This window comes from Micromonospora sp. WMMA1996 (assembly GCF_002573675.1).
Taxonomy (GTDB): Bacteria; Actinomycetota; Actinomycetes; order Mycobacteriales; family Micromonosporaceae; genus Micromonospora; species Micromonospora sediminicola.
In genome coordinates, this window is the sequence record NZ_PDHU01000001.1 from 186,433 (window position 1) to 207,375 (window position 20,943).

The 20,943-nt window shown below is 74.0% G+C and carries 21 protein-coding genes and 1 pseudogene; 16 read left to right on the forward strand and 6 right to left on the reverse strand.

The features are described from left to right. Positions 1-32: 32 nt before the first annotated feature. The 4 genes from COO58_RS00910 to COO58_RS00925 all read left to right on the forward strand — a co-directional run bounded on the left by COO58_RS00910 (position 33) and on the right by COO58_RS00925 (position 2,162). Positions 33-299 carry a hypothetical protein gene (locus tag COO58_RS00910; RefSeq protein ID WP_091580914.1) on the forward strand — a complete coding sequence of 89 codons (267 nt, stop codon included), beginning with the start codon at positions 33-35 and terminating at the stop codon, positions 297-299. Further along, a complete protein-coding gene (locus COO58_RS00915) occupies positions 296-688 on the forward strand; it encodes a type II toxin-antitoxin system VapC family toxin (RefSeq protein ID WP_098743445.1) in 393 nt (130 codons plus the stop codon). The genes COO58_RS00910 and COO58_RS00915 overlap by 4 nt, the downstream gene beginning before the upstream one ends. A 146-nt stretch (positions 689-834) precedes the next feature. After that, complete coding sequence (locus tag COO58_RS00920) at positions 835-1,515, forward strand: phosphotransferase (RefSeq protein ID WP_176558712.1); 681 nt, start codon at positions 835-837, stop codon at positions 1,513-1,515. A 77-nt stretch (positions 1,516-1,592) separates the two neighbouring features. After that, positions 1,593-2,162: a GNAT family N-acetyltransferase gene (locus COO58_RS00925; RefSeq protein ID WP_098743448.1), complete on the forward strand. Its 570-nt coding sequence runs from the start codon at positions 1,593-1,595 to the stop codon at positions 2,160-2,162. Between the two features lie 40 nt (positions 2,163-2,202). Here the strand turns inward: COO58_RS00925 and COO58_RS00930 are convergent, their stop codons facing one another. Then, positions 2,203-3,159 carry an expansin EXLX1 family cellulose-binding protein gene (locus tag COO58_RS00930; RefSeq protein ID WP_098743450.1) on the reverse strand — a complete coding sequence of 319 codons (957 nt, stop codon included), beginning with the start codon at positions 3,157-3,159 and terminating at the stop codon, positions 2,203-2,205. A gap of 54 nt (positions 3,160-3,213) precedes the next feature. Then, a complete protein-coding gene (locus tag COO58_RS00935) occupies positions 3,214-3,510 on the reverse strand; it encodes a hypothetical protein (protein WP_091580936.1) in 297 nt (98 codons plus the stop codon). A gap of 177 nt (positions 3,511-3,687) precedes the next feature. Here COO58_RS00935 and COO58_RS00940 point away from each other — a divergent pair, with 177 nt between their 5' ends. Together COO58_RS00940 and COO58_RS00945 are read left to right on the forward strand one after the other, a co-directional pair. After that, the gene (locus tag COO58_RS00940; protein ID WP_091580939.1) at positions 3,688-4,752 is read left to right on the forward strand and encodes an LCP family protein; all 1,065 of its coding nucleotides are present in this window, start codon (positions 3,688-3,690) and stop codon (positions 4,750-4,752) included. A gap of 109 nt (positions 4,753-4,861) precedes the next feature. Beyond that, complete coding sequence (locus COO58_RS00945; protein ID WP_091580942.1) at positions 4,862-6,307, forward strand: sugar transferase; 1,446 nt, start codon at positions 4,862-4,864, stop codon at positions 6,305-6,307. Positions 6,308-6,320: 13 nt separating this feature from the next. On the opposite strand, the gene rfbD is transcribed toward COO58_RS00945, so the two are convergent. Both rfbD and rfbB read right to left on the reverse strand, forming a co-directional pair. Then, entirely contained in the window at positions 6,321-7,178 is an 858-nt protein-coding gene (rfbD, locus tag COO58_RS00950; RefSeq protein WP_098743451.1) for a dTDP-4-dehydrorhamnose reductase, read from the reverse strand. Continuing rightward, positions 7,175-8,176 (reverse strand): dTDP-glucose 4,6-dehydratase, encoded by a 1,002-nt coding sequence (gene rfbB / locus COO58_RS00955; protein WP_098743453.1) that lies wholly within the window; start codon positions 8,174-8,176, stop codon positions 7,175-7,177. Before rfbB ends, rfbD begins: the two co-directional genes overlap by 4 nt. 88 nt (positions 8,177-8,264) lie before the next feature. On the opposite strand from rfbB, the gene rfbA reads away from it, so the two are divergent. Then, positions 8,265-9,152, forward strand: a complete 888-nt coding sequence (gene rfbA, locus COO58_RS00960; RefSeq protein WP_098743454.1) for a glucose-1-phosphate thymidylyltransferase RfbA — start codon at positions 8,265-8,267, stop codon at positions 9,150-9,152. Further along, positions 9,149-9,756 (forward strand): annotated as a pseudogene (locus COO58_RS00965) (dTDP-4-dehydrorhamnose 3,5-epimerase family protein). Before rfbA ends, COO58_RS00965 begins: the two are co-directional and overlap by 4 nt. On the opposite strand, the gene COO58_RS00970 reads toward COO58_RS00965, so the two are convergent. Continuing rightward, positions 9,702-10,682 carry a YveK family protein gene (locus COO58_RS00970; RefSeq protein ID WP_098743456.1) on the reverse strand — a complete coding sequence of 327 codons (981 nt, stop codon included), beginning with the start codon at positions 10,680-10,682 and terminating at the stop codon, positions 9,702-9,704. The pseudogene COO58_RS00965 and the gene COO58_RS00970 overlap by 55 nt on opposite strands. Positions 10,683-10,835: 153 nt before the next feature. Between COO58_RS00970 and COO58_RS00975 the strand changes: the two genes are divergently transcribed. From COO58_RS00975 to COO58_RS01005, 7 genes are read left to right on the forward strand one after another with little or no spacing between them, the layout of a single operon-like run. Next, entirely contained in the window at positions 10,836-12,029 is a 1,194-nt protein-coding gene (locus tag COO58_RS00975) for a hypothetical protein (protein ID WP_245666849.1), read from the forward strand. Positions 12,030-12,032: 3 nt separating this feature from the next. After that, positions 12,033-12,884 (forward strand): glycosyltransferase, encoded by an 852-nt coding sequence (locus COO58_RS00980; RefSeq protein ID WP_098743457.1) that lies wholly within the window; start codon positions 12,033-12,035, stop codon positions 12,882-12,884. Further along, positions 12,881-13,975 carry a glycosyltransferase family 4 protein gene (locus tag COO58_RS00985; protein ID WP_098743459.1) on the forward strand — a complete coding sequence of 365 codons (1,095 nt, stop codon included), beginning with the start codon at positions 12,881-12,883 and terminating at the stop codon, positions 13,973-13,975. The genes COO58_RS00980 and COO58_RS00985 overlap by 4 nt, the downstream gene beginning before the upstream one ends. Further along, positions 13,962-15,296 (forward strand): hypothetical protein, encoded by a 1,335-nt coding sequence (locus tag COO58_RS00990; RefSeq protein ID WP_098743461.1) that lies wholly within the window; start codon positions 13,962-13,964, stop codon positions 15,294-15,296. Before COO58_RS00985 ends, COO58_RS00990 begins: the two co-directional genes overlap by 14 nt. After that, positions 15,293-16,219 (forward strand): glycosyltransferase family 2 protein, encoded by a 927-nt coding sequence (locus COO58_RS00995; protein WP_255292496.1) that lies wholly within the window; start codon positions 15,293-15,295, stop codon positions 16,217-16,219. The genes COO58_RS00990 and COO58_RS00995 overlap by 4 nt, the downstream gene beginning before the upstream one ends. Continuing rightward, positions 16,219-17,076: a glycosyltransferase gene (locus COO58_RS01000; protein ID WP_098743462.1), complete on the forward strand. Its 858-nt coding sequence runs from the start codon at positions 16,219-16,221 to the stop codon at positions 17,074-17,076. The genes COO58_RS00995 and COO58_RS01000 overlap by 1 nt, the downstream gene beginning before the upstream one ends. 29 nt (positions 17,077-17,105) lie before the next feature. Further along, the gene (locus tag COO58_RS01005) at positions 17,106-18,791 is read left to right on the forward strand and encodes a glycosyltransferase family 39 protein (protein WP_176558713.1); all 1,686 of its coding nucleotides are present in this window, start codon (positions 17,106-17,108) and stop codon (positions 18,789-18,791) included. On the opposite strand, the gene COO58_RS01010 is transcribed toward COO58_RS01005, so the two are convergent. After that, the gene (locus COO58_RS01010) at positions 18,788-19,969 is read right to left on the reverse strand and encodes a hypothetical protein (RefSeq protein WP_091580978.1); all 1,182 of its coding nucleotides are present in this window, start codon (positions 19,967-19,969) and stop codon (positions 18,788-18,790) included. The two genes, COO58_RS01005 and COO58_RS01010, sit on opposite strands and share 4 nt — an antisense overlap. Positions 19,970-20,094: 125 nt before the next feature. Between COO58_RS01010 and COO58_RS01015 the strand changes: the two genes are divergently transcribed. Continuing rightward, positions 20,095-20,940 carry a MurR/RpiR family transcriptional regulator gene (locus tag COO58_RS01015; protein ID WP_098743464.1) on the forward strand — a complete coding sequence of 282 codons (846 nt, stop codon included), beginning with the start codon at positions 20,095-20,097 and terminating at the stop codon, positions 20,938-20,940. The last annotated feature ends 3 nt before the right edge of the window (positions 20,941-20,943 follow it).

The window sequence follows — 20,943 nt, forward strand, 5'->3', positions numbered from 1 at the left end:
CATGAGGCGCCATATCAGGGTATGGTGCATGTATGGCGGTGAAGAAGGTCACGGTTACCCTCCCCGAGGAGTTGGTGGAGGCGCTTGGCACGGCGGCCCGGGAAGATGGCATCCCACTGTCACGGCTGGTCGCCAGCGCGGCGGAGAGTGAGCTGCGGCGGCGGGTCGGGCGGCGACTGGTCGCCGACTGGCAAGCCGAACACGGTGCGTTCACCGTGGAGGAGATTGCTGCGGCGCGCGCGGAGATGGCCGCCGCCGACGCTCAGGCGCTCAGCGCGCCTGGTCAGGCAGCCGCGTGAACATCCCCTATGTCTACGACGCCGGGGTTCTGCTCGCCATCGACAGCAACGATCGGCGGATCTGGGCGATCCACCACCTGGCTCTCGAAGAGGGGCGACGCCTGATCATCCCCTCCGTCGTGGTCGGCCAGGCGTGGCGCGACGCACGCCGTCAGGTGCAGCTCGGCCGGTTCCTGCACAGCTGTGAGGTCGTCCCGGTCGGCCTTGAACTGTCGAAGTCGGCGGGCGTCCTGTGCGGGAAGGCCGGCACCCGTGACGTGGTCAACGCCAGCGTCGTCACCATTGCTCTGGCGTACGGCGCGATCGTCTTCACCAGCGATCCGGAGGACATCGCGCATCTTTCGGCCGCCGCGGACGTCAAGCCAGGGCTGGTCATCCGCCGCCTCTGACCATGGTCGACGCCTATCCTTCCCGGGTGAGTCCTGAGCGGCCCTTTCCCGGGAGTGAGGTCCCGCTTCAGGCGGGCCGGATGACGCAGGGCATCGGCCGACGCGGAGGACAGGTCCTACGGCCCACCGGCCCCTGGTCCGGAGCCGTGCACGAATACCTACGGCACCTGGAGGCTGCGGGATTCGACGGGGCGCCGCGGTTCCTCGGACTCGAAGGACACCGCGAGGTCCTCACCTTCATCGACGGCGACGTGCCGGTCGACCCGGACTGGCGGCCGGGGACGGTGCAGCGGCTGCCGGCCTACGCCCGGTCCGAGGCCGCCCTGGTCGCCACCGCGGCTCTGGTGCGTCAACTCCACGACGCCGCGCGTGGCTTCCGACCGACCAGCACGGAGTATCGCTTCGTCCCGCATCCCCCGCGGCAGGGTGAGCTCGTCTCGCACGGCGATCTCGGGCCGTGGAACACCGTCTACCGGAGCGGCGTGCCGGTCGGATTCATCGACTGGGACGCCGCCGGCCCGGTCGATCCCCTGGTCGACCTGGCCGCGGCGGCGTGGGAGTTCGTGCCGCTCGCGCCGCCGGAACAGCTCCGCGCCGCCGGGTTCGACCCCGTACCGGACATCGCCGCACGCCTGTGGCTGTTCGTCGGCGCGTACGGCCCTGTCGACCGGTCCGTCATGGTGGCCGCGCTGCAACAGAGCCGGCTGCTCACCGCCGAGCGGATCAAGCACGCTCCCGTGGACGCGGCGGAAGCCGCCGAGGCGCTCGAACACGTCTCCCGCGAGCTCAGATGGCTGCACTCCGTGCGGTCCCACCTCAGCCGGTGACCGTCGGCGCCACGAAGGCCTGTCGCGAGGATCACGAACTACCCCGATCCACGGGTGCCGTCCCGCAGGATGGCGACGTGGACCTGCGCTTCGTACTCGACCCCGACCTCACGCCTGACCTGTGCGAACAGCTCGTCGACCTGTGGGTGGACGTGACCAACGCCGGCGGCGCGGTCGGCTTCGTCGCCCCGGTCACCGAGGCCGAGGTGCGGCCGGTCGCCGAGTCGACGCTCGCCGAGGTCGCCGACGGGCCGGACCGGCTGCTGGTCGGCTACGAGGGCGAGCGGCTCGTCGCCGTCCTGGTGGTGGTGGACAACCGGTTCCACCTGAAGACGCACTGGCGGGTGCTCAAGCGGGTCATGGTGCACCCCGACACCCAGGGACGCGGCCACGGCGCGGCGTTGATGCGCGAGGCCGAGCGGGTCGCCCGCGCCCTGGGCGTGGAGGCGTTGCACGTGACCGTCCGCGACGGTCTCGGCCTGGACCGCTTCTACCGGCGCCTCGGCTACCGGGAGATCGGTCGCCTGCCCGCCGCGCTCCGCCTGTCCCCCACCGACTCCCGTGACGAGATCCTCATGTGGCTCGACCTCCCCGCGCGCCCCGGATCCGTCGATCATGCAGTCGTGGCACCTGACAAAGTCCACTGATCCGACATCCGAGGCGCCACAACTCCGTGATCGACGAAGGTCAGGCGCACGCGCCAGGGGCGGCGGCCTCCACGACGGGCGTGGGCGTGGATGGGGTGGGCGCGGACGGGGATGACGGGGGCGGAGACGGGGACGCGCTGGTGGGGCGGACGGACGGGGAGCGGGACGGCTTCGCCGGCCGGGTGGTCGTGACGGCACCCGCGCCGTACATCCGGACCGTGCTGCGCTGCACCTGACCCGGCGCCATCCGGATGCCGGTGGCGGTCGCGCGGTGGCCGTACACGTCGGTGACCCGGATCGTGTACGGGCCGGGGCCGGCGCCGGAGGGGATCAGCCAGTAGTTGTAGTCCTCCCGGTCCGCCGCCCGCCACGACCCGTTCTGCCGGACCTCGACCGAGCGCAGCGGGTTGCCGTGGTCGCCGACGAGGACGGCGAACCACCACTGGGAGGCGCCTTCCTTGATCCGGAAGGTGAGCGGGCCGGGCAGCGCCGGGTCAACCACCGCCCGGTAGGTGACCCGGACGACACCCTGCACGGGGTCGGCGATCCGGGCGAACGCCTCGGCGGAGAGGTCGAGGTGACCGGGCGCGCACTCCGGGCACTGGTCCATGACGAGCACCCGGACGGTGCCGCGCGGGCCGGTGACGTCGAGGAAGCCGCCGCAGGACGCGCCGGCCGCGTACTCGCTCGGGCCAAGCGCGACGTAGAGCCGGTTGGTGGGCGCGGCGGGCCGGGAGCAGTTGCCGCCGGCGCCCTTCGAGTCGTAGAAGGTGGCCTTCCCGGTGTGCGGGGCGGCACCGACCGGCGGGGCGGCGCAGGCGGGGGCGGCGCCGCCGCGTACCGCGAGGGTCACCGCGACCACGGCGGCGAGCGCGGCCAGGCCGGCCGCGGCGAGCCGGCGGCGGGCCCGGGCCGGGGCACGGCGGCGGCCGGGCACGGCGGGCGGGCGCTCGGCGCCGGCGGGGATCGGTGGGTGGGGCGCGCTGCCGTCGGTCACGCCGGTCGATGCTGCCGGACCGGCCGGTCGGCGGACAAGCGGGCTAAGCGAAAGCTAAGGCCGGTGGGCGCGGGCGACCGAGGTGATCCCGGCGAGGTCGCCAGCGAACTCCGGGCGCTGCCGCAACGCGTCCTCCAGCCGGACCCGCCACAGGCCGGTCTCGACCGACACTCGGGCGTCACCGGCGTGGCGGACCCGCTCGCGACTCTCCGCGAGCGCCTCCCCGGCGGCGGCGCCGAACAGGGCGTCGAACTCGTGCCGGAGCCAGTCGAACAGCCGGTCGTCGTGGAACGCGCCGCCGATCACCCGGGCGGTGTCCCACGCCACCCGTGGCTGGTGGATCACCTGCATCTCGACTCCTCGGTCGACGTCTCGTTTCGGCCATCATCTATCCTCCACGGTCCGGCGACAAGGCCCGCCCGGGGCGACGTCGGTCCGGTGGGGAGCGCCGGGCCGGCCGGGCCGGTGGGCATCGGCCGTCCGGATGAGGGTCACCGCGGCGGAACGCGAATCAGTAGCATCCCGGGCATGTCCGATCGCCAGCCCCTCGCCGGTTCCGACACCCACCCCGCGACGTCCGACGTGGAGCCGGACGGCCCGGAGGAGAAGACGCCCCGGCGTCGCCGGGGCCTGCGGATCGCGCTGATCCTGCTGCTCGTCGTCGTGCTGCTGGGTGGGGGTGGCGCCCTGGCCGGCGGGCTCTACTACCGGTCGGTCGACAAGTCGATCGAACGGGTGGACGCGTTCGAAGGCGTGCCCGAGGCGTCCCGGCCGCCGGTCGCGGCCAAGGGCGCGATGAACATCATGATCCTGGGCAGCGACTCCCGCGATCCGGAGAGCACCGGCGGGTCGCGCAGCGACACCATCATCCTGGCCCACCTGCCGAAGGACCGGTCCAGCGCACAGCTCATCTCGATTCCCCGGGACACCTGGACGGCGGTGCCGAAGTCCAGGGAGGGCCGGGGCGGTCGCGACGCGAAGATCAACGCCGCGTACGCCTGGGGCGGCGTGCCGCTGATGGTGCAGACCGTGGAGAAGTTCAGCGGGGTCCGGGTCGACAACGTGGCCATGGTGGACTTCGCCGCCTTCAAGGAGATCATCGACGCGCTCGGCGGCGTCGAGATCGACGTGGAGAAGGGCTTCACCACGAAGTACTCGCTGATCGGCACCCGGACCTTCAAGCAGGGCCGGCAGACCATGGACGGCGCCGCCGCGCTGGACTACGCGCGGGAGCGGCACGCCTTCCCGGACGGCGACTTCGCGCGCATCCGCCACCAGCAGCAGGTGATCAAGGCGATCCTGGACAAGGCGGCCTCCGGCGGCGTGCTGACCAACCCGGCCAAGCTCAACTCGTTCGTCCGGGCCACGTCGAACTCCGTGGCGGTCGACAAGTCACTGTCCCTGGTGGACCTGGCGATGGAAATGCGTGGCCTGCGCAGCGGCAACCTGACGTTCTTCACCTGCCCGGTGAAGGGGACGGGCCGGGTCGGCAGCGAGAGCGTGGTGTTCCCGGACCCGGTCCGGTCGAAGACGTTGTTCGACGCGGTCCGCCGGGACTCGGTCCCGGACATCCTGGCGGTCAGCGGAAAGTAGGACGTCGAACTGCCGTGGCGGCTCTGGCGGGCGGGCGGGGCCGCTCATATCCTGCGATCGCCCCGGGTCTGTCGGCAGAGGACCGGGGCGTCACGGGGGAGGATCCACCATGCCACGCCTACCGGCGTACGAGCATCCGGCCGCGCAGCCGCCGGGCGTCACATCGATGACCGGCAGTATGGACACGACCACGGTGCTGCCGTACGCCGGCACCCGGGCCTCGACGCGTACCCGGCGGTTGCGGGCCTGGATGGTGACCGCGCCCATCGACGTCGCCGCGCTGCTCGCACCGCTGCTGCTGACCCAGGACTACTGGCGCGGGACGCTGTCCAACGCGGCGCTCACCGTAGGGCTGCTCGCCACCGGCGGGCTCTACCGACCCCGCCGGCACATCAGCATCCTGGACGAGCTGCCCAGTCTCGGCGGGCGCCTGCTCGCCGCCGGCGCGGTGGTGGCCATCATCGCCGCGCTGCGCCACGACTCGGTGGTCTACCTCGGCGGTTTCATGCGCGGCCTCGCGCTCTCCGCCGGGCTGGTGGTGATCGGCCGGGCGGTCAACTCGCGGATCGTGCTGCTCGCCCGGCGGCGGCGCTGGGTGGAGCACAACGCGATCGTCGTCGGCGGCGGCCCGATCGGCGCGGAACTCGCCCGGCTGCTGCGCCGCTACCCGCAGTACGGGCTGCGGTTCGTGGGCGCGGTGGACGCGCCGTCGCGGCCGCGCCTGGGCGCGCTGCCGCTCATCGGGACCATCGACGACGTCGAGAAGCTGGTCACGATGGTGGAGTGCGAGGTCCTGGTCATCGCCGACCCGGACTGCTCCGAGTCCGACCTGATGGAGGCGCTGCTCCGACCGGCGAGTTCCCGCTGCGACCTGTGGGCGGTGCCGCGGCTGTGGGGCTCCCGGTCCCAGGGCGGCCACCCGGACCACATCGGGGCCATCCCGATCGTCAAGATCGGCGACACCACGCTGAGCGGTCCACGGTGGTGGGTCAAGCGCGCCTCCGACGTGCTCTTCGCGGTGGTCGCGCTGATCCTGCTGAGCCCGCTGCTGCTGCTCTGCGCGCTCGCCACGTTCCTCGACGGCGGGCGCGGGATCTTCTTCCGGCAGGAGCGGATCGGCCGCTACGGCGAGCCGTTCCAGGTCGTCAAGTTCCGCACCATGCGTCCCGCCGACGAGCACGAGTCGCAGACCACCTGGTCGATCGCGCACGACCGGCGGGTCGGACCGATCGGCCGGTTCCTGCGGCGCACCTCGCTGGACGAGCTGCCCCAGCTGTGGAACATCCTGCGCGGCGAGATGAGCGTGGTGGGGCCACGGCCCGAGCGGCCCTACTTCGTGGAGAAGTTCTCCGTGGAGTACCCCACCTACGCGATGCGCCACCGCGTCCCGGTGGGGCTCACCGGCCTGGCACAGGTCAGCGGCCTGCGCGGGGACACGCCGATCTCGGACCGCGCCCGGTTCGACAACTACTACGTGGAGAACTGGTCGCTCTGGCTCGACATCAAGATCGTTCTGCGTACCGTGGCGGAGGTCTTCCGGGGCGGCGGTCGCTGAGGCCCGACGGCGGTCAGTGAGCCAGCGCCTCGGTCAGGTCGGCGTGCCACTGCCCCGGTGGCGGCAGCTTCGCGGCGGCCCACCGGCCGTGGGCCAGCACGCTGTAGCGGGGACGGGGCGCCGGGCGCGGGAAACGGTCGCTGATGGTCGGGCGGATCCGGTCCGGGTCCAGGCCGCGCAGGGCGAACACCGCGCGGGCCAGCCCGTACCAGGTGGTCTCGCCGGCGGCGGTGCCGTGGTAGGTCCCCGGCGCCGCGTCGCCGGCCAGCGCCGCGTCGGCCAGCGCGACGAGCCGCTCGGCGAGCCGGTACGACCAGGTCGGCTGCCCCCGTTGGTCGTCGACCACGTCGAGGTGGTCGCGCTCGGCGGCCAGCCGCAGCACGGTGGTGACGAAGTTGCGGCCCGAGGTGCTGTAGAGCCAGGCGGTGCGCACCACGTACCCGGTCTCCGGCAGCAGCCGGGCCACCGCCCGCTCACCGGCGAGCTTGCCGCGCCCGTACGCGTTCACCGGGCCGGTCGGCGCGTCCTCCGGGTAGGGCTCGGTGGCGTCGCCGGGGAACACGTAGTCGGTGGAGACGTGCACCATCCGGGCCCCGGCCAGGGCGCAGGCCCGGGCCAGGTGGGCGACCGCCGCGCCGTTGACCGCCGTGGCCGCCGGCTCCCGGGTCTCGGCGCCGTCCACATCGGTCCACGCCGCGGCGTTGAGCACCACGTCGTGGCCGGCGACCGCCGCCCGCACCGCCCGCTCGTCGGTGACGTCGAGGTCGGCGCGGGTGGCGGCGGTGACGGTGAGGTCCGGGCGGGTGCGCAGCACGGCCAGCAGGTCCCGTCCGAGCATCCCGCCCGCGCCGGTGACGAGCAGCCGGCTCACCCGCGGGTCGCCGTCTTCAGCGGCTCCCACCAGGCCCGGTTGTCCCGGTACCACCGCACCGTCTCCGCCAGGCCCCGGTCGAGGTCGATGCTCGGGGCGTACCCCAGCTCTGTGTTGATCCTGGTGATGTCCAGCGAGTAGCGGCGGTCGTGGCCCTTGCGGTCGGTCACCGGCACGACCCGGTCCCAGTCGGCGCCGCACGCGGCGAGCAGCCGGGCGGTGAGGTCCCGGTTGGTCAGCTCGGTGCCGCCGCCGATGTGGTAGACCTCGCCGGCCCGCCCCTTCTCCTGCACCAGCGCGATGCCCCGGCAGTGGTCGTGCACGTGCAGCCAGTCCCGGACGTTGCCGCCGTCGCCGTAGAGCGGCACGGTGCCGCCGTCGAGCAGGTTGGTGACGAAGAGCGGGACGACCTTCTCCGGGTACTGGTAGGGCCCGTAGTTGTTGGAGCAGCGGGTGACCACCACGTCCAGGCCGTGGGTGCGGTGGTAGGCCAGCGCCAGCAGGTCCGAGCCGGCCTTCGAGGCCGAGTACGGGGAGTTCGGCGCCAGCGGCCAGTCCTCGGTCCAGGAGCCGGAGTCGATCGAGCCGTAGACCTCGTCGGTGGAGACGTGCACGAAGCGCCGGGTCCCGTGGCGCAGCGCGGCGTCGAGCAGGGTCTGGGTGCCCAGCACGTTGGTGGTGACGAACGGCGCGGCCCCGGTGATGGACCGGTCCACGTGCGACTCGGCGGCGAAGTGGACGAGCACGTCGTGCCCGGGCACCACCGCGTCGACCGTCACCGGGTCGCAGATGTCGCCCTGCACGAAGCGCAGCCGGGGGTCGTCGCGCACCGGCGCGAGGTTGGCCGGGTTGCCGGAGTAGGTGAGCTTGTCCAGCACGGTCACCCCGGCGGGCGCCAGGTCCGCCACCCCGGCCGCGTCGCCGCCGGGCACGCCCAGCAGCATCCGCACGTACTCCGACCCGATGAAGCCGGCGCCGCCGGTGACGAGGATCCTCACGGGACCGGGAGTCTACGCGAAGCCGCGGCGCAGGCCGGGGCCGACGACGGGCACCCGCGCGACGCGCCGTGACCGGTACCCTCCGCGGGTGCGTGGAATCCTGCTCGCCGGCGGCACCGGCTCCCGGCTCTGGCCGATCACCCGGGCCGTGTCCAAGCAACTGATGCCGGTGTTCGACAAGCCGATGGTCTACTACCCGCTCTCCACGCTGGTGATGGCCGGCGTGCGGGACATTCTGATCATCACGACGCCGGACGACCGGGCCCAGTTCGAGCGGCTGCTCGGCGACGGCGCCCAGTGGGGACTGCGGCTGGAGTACGCCGAGCAGGCCCGCCCGGAGGGCATCGCGCAGGCGTTCCTGCTCGGCGCGGACTTCATCGGCGACGAGGCGGTCGCCCTGATCCTGGGCGACAACATCTTCCACGGCGTCGGGCTCGGCCGGCAGCTCGCGCAGCACGGCGACCCGGCCGGCGCCCGCGTCTTCGCCTATCCGGTCGCCAACCCGGGCGACTACGGCGTGGTGGAGTTCGACGCGGCCGGCCGGGTGCTGTCGATCGAGGAGAAGCCGGCCCGGCCCCGGTCCCGGTACGCGGTGCCCGGCCTCTACTTCTACGACAACCGGGTGGTCGACATCGCCCGCAAGCTCACCCCCAGCACCCGGGGCGAGTTGGAGATCACGGCGGTGAACGAGACCTACCGCGAGTGGGGCGAGCTGTCGGTAACCGTGCTGGACCGGGGCACGGCCTGGCTGGACACCGGCACGTTCACCTCGATGATGCAGGCCGCCGAGTTCGTCCGGGTGATCGAGGAACGGCAGGGCATGAAGATCGGCTGCGTCGAGGAGGTGGTCTGGCGGTCCGGCCTGATCGACGACGACCGGCTGCGGACGCTGGCCCACCCGCTGACCCGCAGTGGATACGGCGAATACCTGCTCGGGCTGCTGGCCGAGGGGTCGACCGTGGGGAGCGGCTCGTGAAGGTCCGGCCGTTGGGCATCGAGGGCGCCTGGGAGATCACGCCCCGGCAACACGGCGACTCCCGCGGATTGTTCCTGGAGTGGTACCGGTTCGACCACCTCGCCGACGCGGTCGGGCACCCGCTGCGGCTGGCGCAGGGCAACCTCTCGGTCTCCGCGCGGGGGTGGTGCGCGGCATCCACTTCGCCGACGTACCGCCCGGCCAGGCGAAGTACGTGACCTGCGTACGCGGGGCCGTCGTCGACGTGATCGTGGACGTCCGGGTGGGCTCGCCGACCTTCGGCCGGTGGGAGGCGGTGCGCCTGGACGACGTCGACCGGCGGGCGGTCTATCTCGGCGAGGGCCTGGGGCACGGCTTCTGCGCGCTGACCGACGACGCCACGCTGAGCTATCTCTGCTCCACCACCTACAACCCGACCATCGAGCGTGCCGTGCACCCCCTCGACCCGGAACTGGCGATCGACTGGCCGGCGGGGACACCGCTGCTCTCCGACCGGGACGCGGCCGCGCCCAGCCTGGCCGAGGCACGCGACGCGGGCCTGCTGCCCGACTACGGCACCTGCCGCGCCTTCACCGCCGGGCTGGCCACCCGCCCGTCGTCCTGATCCGGCTCCTCGCCGGGCGGCGGCGAGGTGGCCACGGACGCTCCGCCGGGCGTCGGCCGAACCGGGTCGGGCCGGTCGCCGTCGGACGCCGACGGGTCGACGCCGGGCGGGAAGTCGTCGGCATCGCCGTCCGGCTCCGGCCCGTCCGACTCCGGCCCGTTCACGTCCGGCCCGTTCACGTCCGGCCCGTTCACGTCCGGTCCGTCCACGTCCGGTCCGTCCACGTCCGGCCCGTGCACGTCCGGCCCGGAAGCGACCGGACGCCGCCGCACCGCCGCCCAGACGGTACGCAGATCCGCGCCGACCGGCGTGCCGGCGCGGCGGTAGCCGAGCACCAGCGCGACCCCGAGGCCGATCGCGAGCCCGCCGAACGCGCCGCCGAGCGTGTGCAGCGGCCACCACACCGGTTCCGGGCGCTGCGGCGCGACGGCGGGCCGGACCACGGCGACCTGGGCCTTCAGCCCCAGCCCGGCGGGGGGCAGGTCACGCCGGGCGATCCGTTGCAGCTCGGTGGCGAGCGCGTCGGCGATCGCCGCGGCCGTCGTACCCGACCGGTCGGTGACGGCCACGTCGATCGCCAGCGCGTCCACCGTGGACGACGCCACGACGCGCGTGGCGAGGTCGTCGGTGGTGTACGGCAGGCGGAGTGAGTCGATCACCGGGCGGGTGAGCCGGGGCGTGTTCATCATGGTGGCGTACGTCTTCACCCGCCGTTGCATGAGCCGGCCGGCCTCCGGCGCGGACGGGCGGGGCTGCGGCGGGGCGGCTCCCTCGGCCGCGAACGTGACGAGCAGCTGCGTCTCGGCGCGGTAGACGGGGTCCCGGCGCGCGGCCGGAACTCCGGTGACGACGCCGCCCAGCAACGCGAGCGCCACCACGATCGTCCACCGCCGGCCGATCACGTCGCGGTAGCGGGCCAGGTCCACGAGGCGTGAGCCTACCGGTCGGCCCGGAACCGGCCGGCCCGAGCCGTACCCCGGTCGCCGGCGATTGCGGAGGGCCGCTCCGGTCGGGTAGAACAGGCCGGCGACGTGGACTCGTCGTGCCCGCACATCCGCGCATCCTGGGGGAGGACCGTGGTGGACCTGGCGCGGCGTCTCGTCTCCCCCGAGCGTCTCTACCTCGTCGCCCTCGGCCTGACCGGGCTCGCCGCGCTGGTGTCGGTGACCCTGCCGGCGGCGGAGCGGGGGGAACTCGCCGCGAACATGGTGAGCGCCACGGTGGGTGCCGCGCTCGGCGGTCTCTCCGTCGACACCTTCCTGCTCTCCCGCCCGGCCGGCTGGATCATGTCCCGGGGCCGGGGGTGGATCGCCGGCATTCTCGCCGTGTCACTCGGTCTCACGGCGCTCGCGGCGGCGGCGCTGACCACGGCGGCCGGTCTGGGCAGCCACCCGGTGGCCATCGCGGCCGGCTGCGCCCTCACCGTCTTCAACACCGCCGCCTCGCTGGGTCTGCGGCTGCGCCGGTTCTGGTTCGTCTACGCCATGCGTGCCCTCGGCGGCGCGGTGCTGGTGGCGGGCTACGGGCTGCTCTGGCTGGGCCGGCGGCTCGACGGTGGACTGTGGAGCGAGCTGTGGCTGGGGGTGCAGGTCGGCACCGCGGCCGTGCTGGGCGTGGCGGTACTGGCCTGGGCGCGGCGGTCCGGGCCGGTGGCGGCGGCAACGGCCGGGCGACAGGAGTACCGGGCGGACCTGCTCGCGGTGGGCCGCCTGCATGTCGGAGTGTGCGCGCAGATGCTGACGTACCGGTTGGGTCAGGTGCTGGTGGCCCGGTTCGCCGGCGCGGGTCCGCTCGGCGTGTTCGCGCTGGCCGTGGCGGCGCTGGAGTTCGCGCAGTCGGGCGCCGTGGTGCGGGCGCAGCGGATCCTGGCCGAACGCGACCCGGCCGCCGTCGGTGACCACGGTCGCGAGGTCGTCAAGGGTGCGTTCCCGATCGCCGCGCTCGCCGTCGTCGGCCTGGCGGTCCTCGGGGTGCTGTCCCCGGACTACCGGAACGCATGGGTCTTCGGGCTGCTCCTGCTGCCCGGGACACTGGCGCTGTCGGCCGGCAAGACGTGGAGCGCGGCGCTGCTCAAGCGCAGCGGCGAGGGGGCGACCACGGCCGTCGCCCTCGTCACCATGTCCGTGTCGGTCGTGCTGTACGTTCTCCTCATCCCGTGGGCCGGCGCCGTCGGCGCGGCGGTCGCCTCGTCGGTCGCCTACTTCGTGTACGCGCTCCGGACACGACAGCGCCTGCACCGGTCCACGCCGGCACTCGTCAATCGGATGGCCTAAGCGGTGGACGTCTCAATCGTTGTTCTGACCTGGGAAGACTTCGAGCGCACCGACGGCTGTGTCCGTTCGTTGCCGGCCGGCGTGGAAGCCGTCGTCGTCGACAACGGCAGCGCCACCGCGATCAGCGAAGCGCTGCGGGCCATGTGCGCCGAGACCGGCGCCCGGTACGTCCGGTCGGAGACGAACCTCGGCTACGCCCGGGGCATGAACCTCGGCGTCCGGCACAGCACCCGCTCCCGGGTGGTCCTGTCCAACAACGACATCCTGGTACGGCCGGGCGCGATCGAGCGGTTGACCGCCTCGCTCGACGACCCGACGGTCGGCGCGGCGTTCCCGAAGGTGCTGGACGCCACCGGTCGGGACCAGACCGCCGCCGGCCGGTTCCTGACCGTGGGCACCGGGATGGCCCACGCCACCGGGCTCAGCCTCGTCTTCCCGAAGCTGCGGATCGTGGCCCCGCCGGAGCGGGGGGACTGGCTCTCCGGGCCGTTCGTGGCGATCCGGCGGGAGACGCTGGACCGGATCGGCGGGGTGGACGAGTCGTCGTTCTTCTACTCCGAGGACCTGCGACTGTGCTGGGCCGTGCGTCGGCTGGGGCTGCGCCTGGCGTACCTGCCGGAGGCCGTGGTCACGCACGAGGACGACGCGAGCGCGAAGCGCCGGTGGGCCGCGGAGGAGATCGCCCGACGGCAGACCCGGGAGTTCATCCGGGCCAGCCGCGAACTGGCCGGCTGGCGTGGCACGGTCGCCTGTTCCGCGTACACCGTCGGGGTGCTCGCGCGCGCCGCCGTCGGCGGCGGCGCGGCCCGGCGGGCGGTCGCGCGGGGCGCCCTCGAGGGCATGGGTGCCCGATGAGGGTGCTGTTCGTCTGCACCACGGGGGGTTCCGGCCGGCGGCAGCTCGGCGGCGCGGAGCGCTTCCTGGTCGAGATGCTGCCGGCGCTGGCCGCCCGGGGTGTCGAGGTGGTGGCCGCCACCCCGGACGACGAGGTGGCGGAGGCGTTGCGGGCGGCGGGCGTGCGGTGGCTGCCGCTCGGCGCCGCCAGGCGGGTCGACCTCGACTACGCGCGACGGATCCGGGCGCTCGTCGACGAGCTGCGGCCGGACGTGGTGAGCGCGCACCTCCTCTCCGCCGCGATGCACGCCCGCGCCGGGCTGGGTCTGCGCGGCCGGCGCACCCCGCTGGTGGTGACGTTGCACAACAGCCTCTGGCAGTACCGCGACGCGGCCGGGTCGCTGCGGGCCAGGGCCGCGGTGCAGGCCAACATCAGCACCGACCTGATGCTGCGTCGGCTCCGGCCGCACGCGACCGTGGCGGTCTCCGCCTTCGAGGCGCGGGAACTTCGGGTACGCGGGAAGGTCCGGGATGTGCACGTGATCCCGAACCCGCTCCCCGCGATCTGGCCGGACGCGGCCGACGGACCGGACCCCGCGCCGGACGGTCCGGTCCGCGTCGGCTTCCTCGGCCGGCTGGAACGGGAGAAGGGGGCCGACCTGCTCCCCGACGTGGCGACCGCACTGCCCGACGTCGAGTTCCTCGTCGCCGGCGCCGGCACCACGCGGCTGGCCGCACGGCCCAACCTGCACCTGATCGGCCGGGTGGACGCGGCCGACTTCCTCCGGAGGGTGCACTGCCTGCTGGTGCCGTCCCGGGTGGAGGCGTTCGGGCGCAGCGCGCTGGAGGCGATGTCGCTCGGCGTGCCCGTGGTGCACTCCGGGGTCGGCGGTCTGGCCGAGGTCACCGCGGCCGGCGACGGCGTGCTCGCCTACCGGGCCGAGCTGACCGCGCCGGCGTTGGCCTCCGCGGTACGCACGGCCACCCAGCCGGGCGCGTGGGACGAGCGACGCCACGCACTGGCCCGGGAGTACACCGCCCGGCACTCCTTCGCCGGCTGTGTGGACACCTGGATCGACCTCTACCGAGCGGTGGCCCATGACACCCGCTGAGCGACGGCTCTGGTCGGTCGGGATCCCGTTCGCGCTCGGGGTGGTCCTGCTCGTGTCGACCTGGGACGCCGGGATCGCGGTCACGATCGCGCTGGCCGTCGGCGCGCTGCTGGCCGCGCGTAGCCGGATGTGGGCGTTGGCCGCGTGCGCCGCCGTCTGGACCGCCGCGCTGACCGCCGTGCGCGTGCTGCCCGGCCCGTACGACTCCTGGGCCGGTCGCGGGGTGCTGCCGGTGCTGGCCGGCTACGTGACCGTCTTCCTGCTGGCCTGGGCGGCCGGGCGGCGGTTGGTCGATCGGCAGGACGACGTCGGCGCGCGGGCCCGGCCGGAGCTGACCTGGCCGTCCGAGCGGCGCCTGCTGACCTACCTGCTCGTGCTGCTCGGTGTCGCGGCGGCGACCGCGGCGGTCCGTTTCCGGGGCACCGTGCCGCCGCTGCTCGCCGACAACCCGGACGCTGCCCGGCAGGTACTCCGCGAACAGTCCAACCTGGTCATCGGTCTGCTCTCCGAGGCGTGGACGCTCGGGATGGGCATCTCGCTGCTGCGGGCGCTGTCCGGGCAGCGGCGGGCGCTGCCGGTCTACTACGCGCTCACGGCGGTCTTCACCGTCGGCGCCGCGCTCGGCGCGAGCAAGAACTCGGTGCTGGTGGGCATCGCGCCGGCGCTGATCGCCGCGCTGTCGGTGCGGCGTACCCGGGGGCGGGCCGCGAGGTTCCTGGCCGCGCGGACGCCGGTGGTGCTCCTGATCGGCGCCGTGGCGCTCGGCGCGGCGGTGTTCCTCGGTGGGCAGCGCACCATGGCCGGCACCGGCGCGTTCGAGACCGAGTTCCGGGCCCGTTACGGCAGCAACGCGTTGACCAGCAGCGCCGGCTCGCTCGACCTGTCCCTCAGTTCCTCCACCGAGACGTTCGGCCGGGTCTGGTCGCAGCGGGAGCACCTGGACCCCCGGTACGGCACATACTCGCTGACGTTCCTCGGCTCCCGGGTCGAACCGATCGTCGGCAAGGCGGACCTGTACGGGTTGACCTCACAGCTCAGCCAGCCGTACCTGATGAACACCGCGACTTTCGTGGCCATCCCGCTGCTCGACTACGGGCCGCTCGGCGCGGTGTTCTTCCTGCTCGCGCTCGGCCTGGCGGTCGGCGCGACGGAACGGTGGTTCGAGTTCTCGGCGGCTCCGGCCGGGCAGTTGGCCAGGGCCTTCGTCGTCTACTTCGCCCTGTTCGGCGTCTACGAGCTGTATCCGTTGATCTATCCGACCTGGCTGAGCCTGGTGCCCGGTCTGTGGATCCTGCACCGGCTGGGGAGGACCGCGGCGTGAGCGGGACGTCGTTCGACGGGCTGACGGTGGTCACGGTCCTGTACCGGTCCGCCGGCATGCTGGCCGAGACGCTGCCGACCTGGGTACGCAGTGCCGGCGACCTGCCGGTGCGATTCGTCTTCGCGGACAACTGGCCGACCGACGGGTGCGCCGACGTCGTCGCCGCCCAGCTGCCCGCCGACCGCTACGCCCACCTGCCCGACGACGGCAACCCGGGCTTCGCCGCCGGGTGCAACCGGGCGGTGGAGGCGGTCGGCACGAGCCACGTCCTGCTGCTGAACCCGGACGTGTGGCTATCCGACGACGCGCTGGCCCGGATCTGTGCCGCCGCGGCCGAGCACCCGGACACCCCGCTCGCGGTCGGCCTCGCCATGCACGGCGGCGAGTACGTCGGCATCGACCTGAACCCGGTGTCGCTCTTCATCGACCGCCCGGCGACGGTGGCCCGGGCGCCGCTGGGCCCGTCCGGCGGGGCGGCGGTCTTCCCGACCGCGCTGTACCGCCGGTTCGGCGGATTCTGCGAGCACCTGTTCGCCTGGGGTGAGGACGCCGACCTGGCGTTCCGGCTCTACGCCGCCGGTCTGCGCACGCGCGGGCTGGACCTGGTGCTGCGGCACGCCGGCGGGCACAGCGTGGACGGCGACGACCGGTTGCAGGGGTTCCGGGCCTTCCTGCTGGCACGCAACCGGCTGCTGGTGGCGGCGCGCACGTTCACCTGGCCGTTGCTGCTGGTCGCGGTGCCGGTGCTCGCGCTGGCGCACGTCGCGTTGGCCGCCCGCCGGGTCCGACAGGGCCTGCTGCGGCCGTTCCTGCGGGGCGTCGGGCGCGGACTGGTCGAAGGGCCGGGGGCGCGGCGGCGGTGGACCGGCCGCCGGTTCGGTTTCGGGTCGCTGCTCGGCTACCTGACCGCTCGGAGGGCGTGATGGCGGGACCGGTGTGGACCGTGGTGACGGTCACCTACAACTCGGCGGAGACGCTGCGTCGCTGCTGGTCCGGCGGGAAGCCGTACGAGTGGCTGGTGGTCGACAACGCCTCCGCCGACGACTCGGCGGCCGTCGCCGAGGAGCTGGGCGCGCGGGTGATCCGGTTGCCGGAGAACGTCGGCTTCTCCCGTGCCAACAACGTGGCGCTGCGCCAGGCGGCGGGCCGCTACGTGTTGTTCGCCAACCCGGACCTGGAGGTGCGCCCGGCTGGCCTGGACGCGCTGGCCCGGCACCTGGACACGCACGGCGGACTGGTCGGGCCGCAACTGCTCGGCGCCGACGGCACGCCGCAGGCGAACGGTCGCGGATTCCCGTACGCCACCGCGAAGCTGGGCAACCGCAGGGTGTGGCCGCTGTCCCGCCTGCACGCGTCCTACCGGATGGCGGCCGGTCCCGGCGAGGTGGTCCACGTCGCCTGGCTGATGGGGGCCGCGGTGGCGGGCCGGACCACGGACGTGACCGCGCTGGGCGGGTGGAACGAGCGGTTCTTCCTCTACTACGAGGACCACGAGCTGGGTCTGCGCGCCTGGCGGCACGGGCTGCCGGTCGCGCTGCTCGGCGACGTGCGGTGGACCCACCACTGGGCCCGGGCGACGAACTCGTTGCGCTGGTCGCGGGCACACACGCTGGAGCTGCGCAGCGCCCGGACCTTCTTCGGCATGTTCCCCGAGTTCCTGGTGGGCCTACCGCGTCCGGCCCGCCGGCACCAGCGGGCGGCACGGATGATCGGGTCGCTGGTGCCGTCCACCGTGGCCGATCCGCCGGAGGGCGCGGGGCCGGGCGCGCGGGGCCGCTGACGCGAACGCTGCTTTGATACGGTCTCGCCGTGTCCGTGACACGCCCGCTGCCGGCGTTCCCCCCCGCGGTGGCGCCCGGGTCACCGGCGCCGGCGACGGCGCCCCGACCGGCGGCGTTCGCCGCCTCCGGGTGGGACCGGGTCAGCCGGTCGCCCTACTGGCCGGTCGCCGGCCTGCTCGTGGCCTTCGGCGCCGGGCTGCGGATCCGGCAGTGGGGCTTCGCGCGCAGTTTCTGGAGCGACGAGCTGTACGTGGCGCACAACGTGCGCGAGCGTGGCTACCTGGACCTGTTGCAGCCGCTGGCGTTCAGCCAGTCGGCGCCGCCCGGTTGGCTGTGGCTGGAACGGTTCTCCCTCGAGCACCTCGGCGACTCCGAACGGTCCCTGCGGCTCGTCCCGCTGCTGTTCGGGCTGGCGCTGCTGCCGCTGGTGGCCGGGATCGGGCGACGACTCCTGCCGCCGCTGGCCGGACTGACGGCGCTGCTGCTCGTCGCGGTCGCCCCGTTCCTGATCGGCTACTCGAACGAGCTGAAGCAGTACAGCGCCGAGGCCTTCTTCGTGACGCTGGTGGTCGGGCTGGCGCTGCTGCTGTCCCAGGGTGTGCCGAGCTGGGCCGGTGCGGCCCTGTTCTGGTCCGTCGCGGCGGTCGCGGCCGTCTTCAGCACGCTGTCCATCCCGGTCGCCGGCACGCTCGGCGTGCTGCTGGTCGCGCGGACGCTGACCCGGCCGGGCCGACTGCCGGCCCAGCGGTGGCGGGACCTGGGTCGGTTCCTCGCCCCGGCGCCGGCCTGGGCCGCGGTGGCGCTGGTGGTCTACGTCCTGTTCCTGGCGCCCGGGCTGGCGGACCAGCAGCTCGCCGCCTACTGGCAGGGTAAGTCGATCTATCCGGCCCACCCCTTGACCGACCTGCCGGCCACCGTGGACTGGATCGTCGCGACCTACCGCAGCCTGGCGACGGTGCCGTTCGTGGCCTGGTCCGCGTTCGTCGTCGTACCGCTGCTGGTGCTCGGCGCGGCCGCGGGCCTGCGCCGGCTCTCCGCCGTCGCGGTGCTGGTCCTGCTCACTCCGCTCGCGGCCGGGCTCGCCGGGGCGGCGGTGTCGGTCTACCCGTTCAACGGCCGCCTGGCGCTCTACGCGGTGCCGGCCTGCCTGGTGCTCGCCGCGCTGGCCGCCGCGCCGCCGGAGGTCCGGGCCGGGATGCCAGCTCGCGTCCGCTGGGTGGTCGGGGTGGTGCTGCTGCTGGCCCTGGCGGTGCCGCAGCTGGCCACCGTGTTGGTGGCGACGGTGCATCCGGCGCGGGCCTTCGCCCAGGGCGGCGGCGCCAACGCGGCCGACTACCGCACCGCGCTCGACTATCTGGACGCCCAACGGCGTCCGGGCGACCTGGTGCTGGCCACCACCGTCTCGTGGAACGCCCAGTCCTGGTACGGGCCCCCGGCGGACGCGTACGTGGTGGCGGCCGGCCCCGGCGGCTGTCCGGGGAGGACGGTGTCGACACTGCTGGCGGGACGCTCGCGGGTCTGGCTCTTCCAGGCGACCGACTGGGCCGACGTGGCGAACCGGGACGTCATCGTCCGGCTCGGCGGCGGTGGCGTCGCCGTCGCCGAGCGGCCGTTCGGCGGTGCCCGGGTGGTCCGCTTCGACCTGGTCGCCGGCGCCACCAAGGGGACCGACGTGTGCCTGGTGCCGCCGCCGAACGGCGCGGCCGTCCGTTAGCTGTGCCGCTGCCAGAGGTCGCGGAGCGCGTCCCAGTTGCCGCCGAGGCCCGCCCCGCACGGGGTCTCCATGTAGATCGCGGCGACCTTGTCGTCCCGGCCCCACCAGATGCCGCAGACCGGGCGGCCGTCCTGGCCGTTGCCGGCGTACTCGACGTAGTTGCCGGTGGCGCCGCTGACCCCGCCGGTGGCCTGCGCGGCCTCCCGCATGCCCGGGGCGAGCGCACGGCCGATGATGCCCATCTGCTGGCGGAAGGCCCGGGCGGCCTCCTTCTTCTCGGCCGACTCATACGCCGCGAAGTGCAGTGACACGCCCAGGTAGCGGCAGAAGACGTGCTGCTTCTCGCCGTCGGCGAGCGCCGGGCCGCTCTTCTCGGTGTTGATCGCGCACCCACCCACCTCGCCGAGCCAGGGCTCGGCGAGCGGCATCAGCTCGGCGTCGAACTTCGCCTTGTTCAGCGAGAGCTGGGTGGCCTCGTAGAGCGCCGGGGAGGCACTCGCCGAGGGGGTGGACGGCTCGTCGCCGTCGGCCAGCGCCCCGCCGGCGAGCAGCCCGGCGCCGCCGGCCAGCACCGCGGCCATCACCACGCCGCCGATCCAGAGACCGGTCCGGCTGCGCGGCGGACGCGCCACCGGGGCGATCCGGGGGCCGCCGGTCGAGGCGAGCGGGTCGGGAGCGGTGGCCTGGGCGGGGATGACCGGGACCGGCATGCCGGGTGACACCGGCGCGCCGGACGACGGCGCACCGGAGACCGGCTGCTGGGGCGCCATCGCCCACGGCTGCGGGCTCCACGGCAGCTGGGGCGGGGACGAGACCGGCTGCGGCGGCGCCGAGACCGGGGGCGGCGGCGGGAGGATCTCGGCCGTGGCGGTGCGCTGGTAGTCCATACCGAGGGAGCCGAACAGCCGCTCGGCGGCGCCGTCCTCCTCGGACGGATAGGCCACCCAGGGCTGGCCCGCGGTGAAGTCGGCGTTGACGTAGCGGTGACCGCCCGGCGTCTGCGCCAGCACGTTGGCGGCGTTGGTGAAGGCCTCACGCCACCGCTGGTCGCCGGCCGCCGCCCCGTCGAGCGTCGCCACGGTCACCGGCCGGTCCTGCCCGTCGAGCGCAGCCCAGGCCCTGCCGACCTGGCACTCGCCCAGCACCTCGGTGAACCTGTACGGACCTTCCGGCTGCATGCCCCACTCCTCTGCTCACCCGCCGTGCGGATAGTACAGAGAGCACGCTCGCGGGTCCGCCCTGCGGTCGGATGGTGGGCGGCGCGGCCTTGCGCGGTGAAAGTTTTCATGCATAGAGTCAGCCCGTGAATGAAAGCGGCGCGTCCAGCCCCGACCGCCTGCTCGACCTCTTCCACGGCGTCCGCCTCACCCCGACCCAGCGCCGCATCGCGCACTGCCTGGTGCGGCACGCGGGCGCGGCGGCGTACCTGTCCGCGGCGGAGGTGGCCGAGCTGGCCGGGGTCAGCCAGCCCTCGGTCACCCGGTTCGCCATGGCGCTCGGGCACGACGGCTATCCGGCGCTGCGCCGCCGGCTGCGGGAGCTGACCGCCGCCGGCGCGACGGACCCGGCCGCCGGGAACGCCCTGCAACGGGCCGTGCACGCCGAGATGGAGAACCTCGACCGACTCGCCGCCCAACTGGCCGACGCCGACCGGATCGCCGGGGTGGGCCGGATGCTCGCCGCCAGCCGCCCGCTGCCGGTGCTCGGGCTGCGCGCCGGCGCGCCGCTGGCCGCGTACTTCGCGTACTTCGCCGCCAAGGTGCACCCGGACGTGCGGGTCCTCGACGACGGCGGCAGCCTGCTCGCCGACCGCCTCGACCAGGCGGTCGCGGCCGGCGCCACCGCGCTGCTCGCCTTCGTGCTGCCCCGCTACCCCCGGGAGACGCTGGACGCGCTCCGCGAGGCCGCCGACGCCGGGCTGACCGTGATGGCGATCACCGACTCCCCGGTGAGCCCCGCGGCCGACCACGCCGACGTGGTGCTGCCGGCCGCCGTCGGCGCCGATCTGGTCTTCGACCTGCACACCGCACCGATGACCCTGGCCATGGTGGTGCTCCAGGCGATCTGCGACGCCGCACCGGCCGAGACCCAGACCCGACTCGAGGCGTTCGAGTCGTCCGCCGCCCGCCGCCAGTTGTTCCTCGGCTGAGAG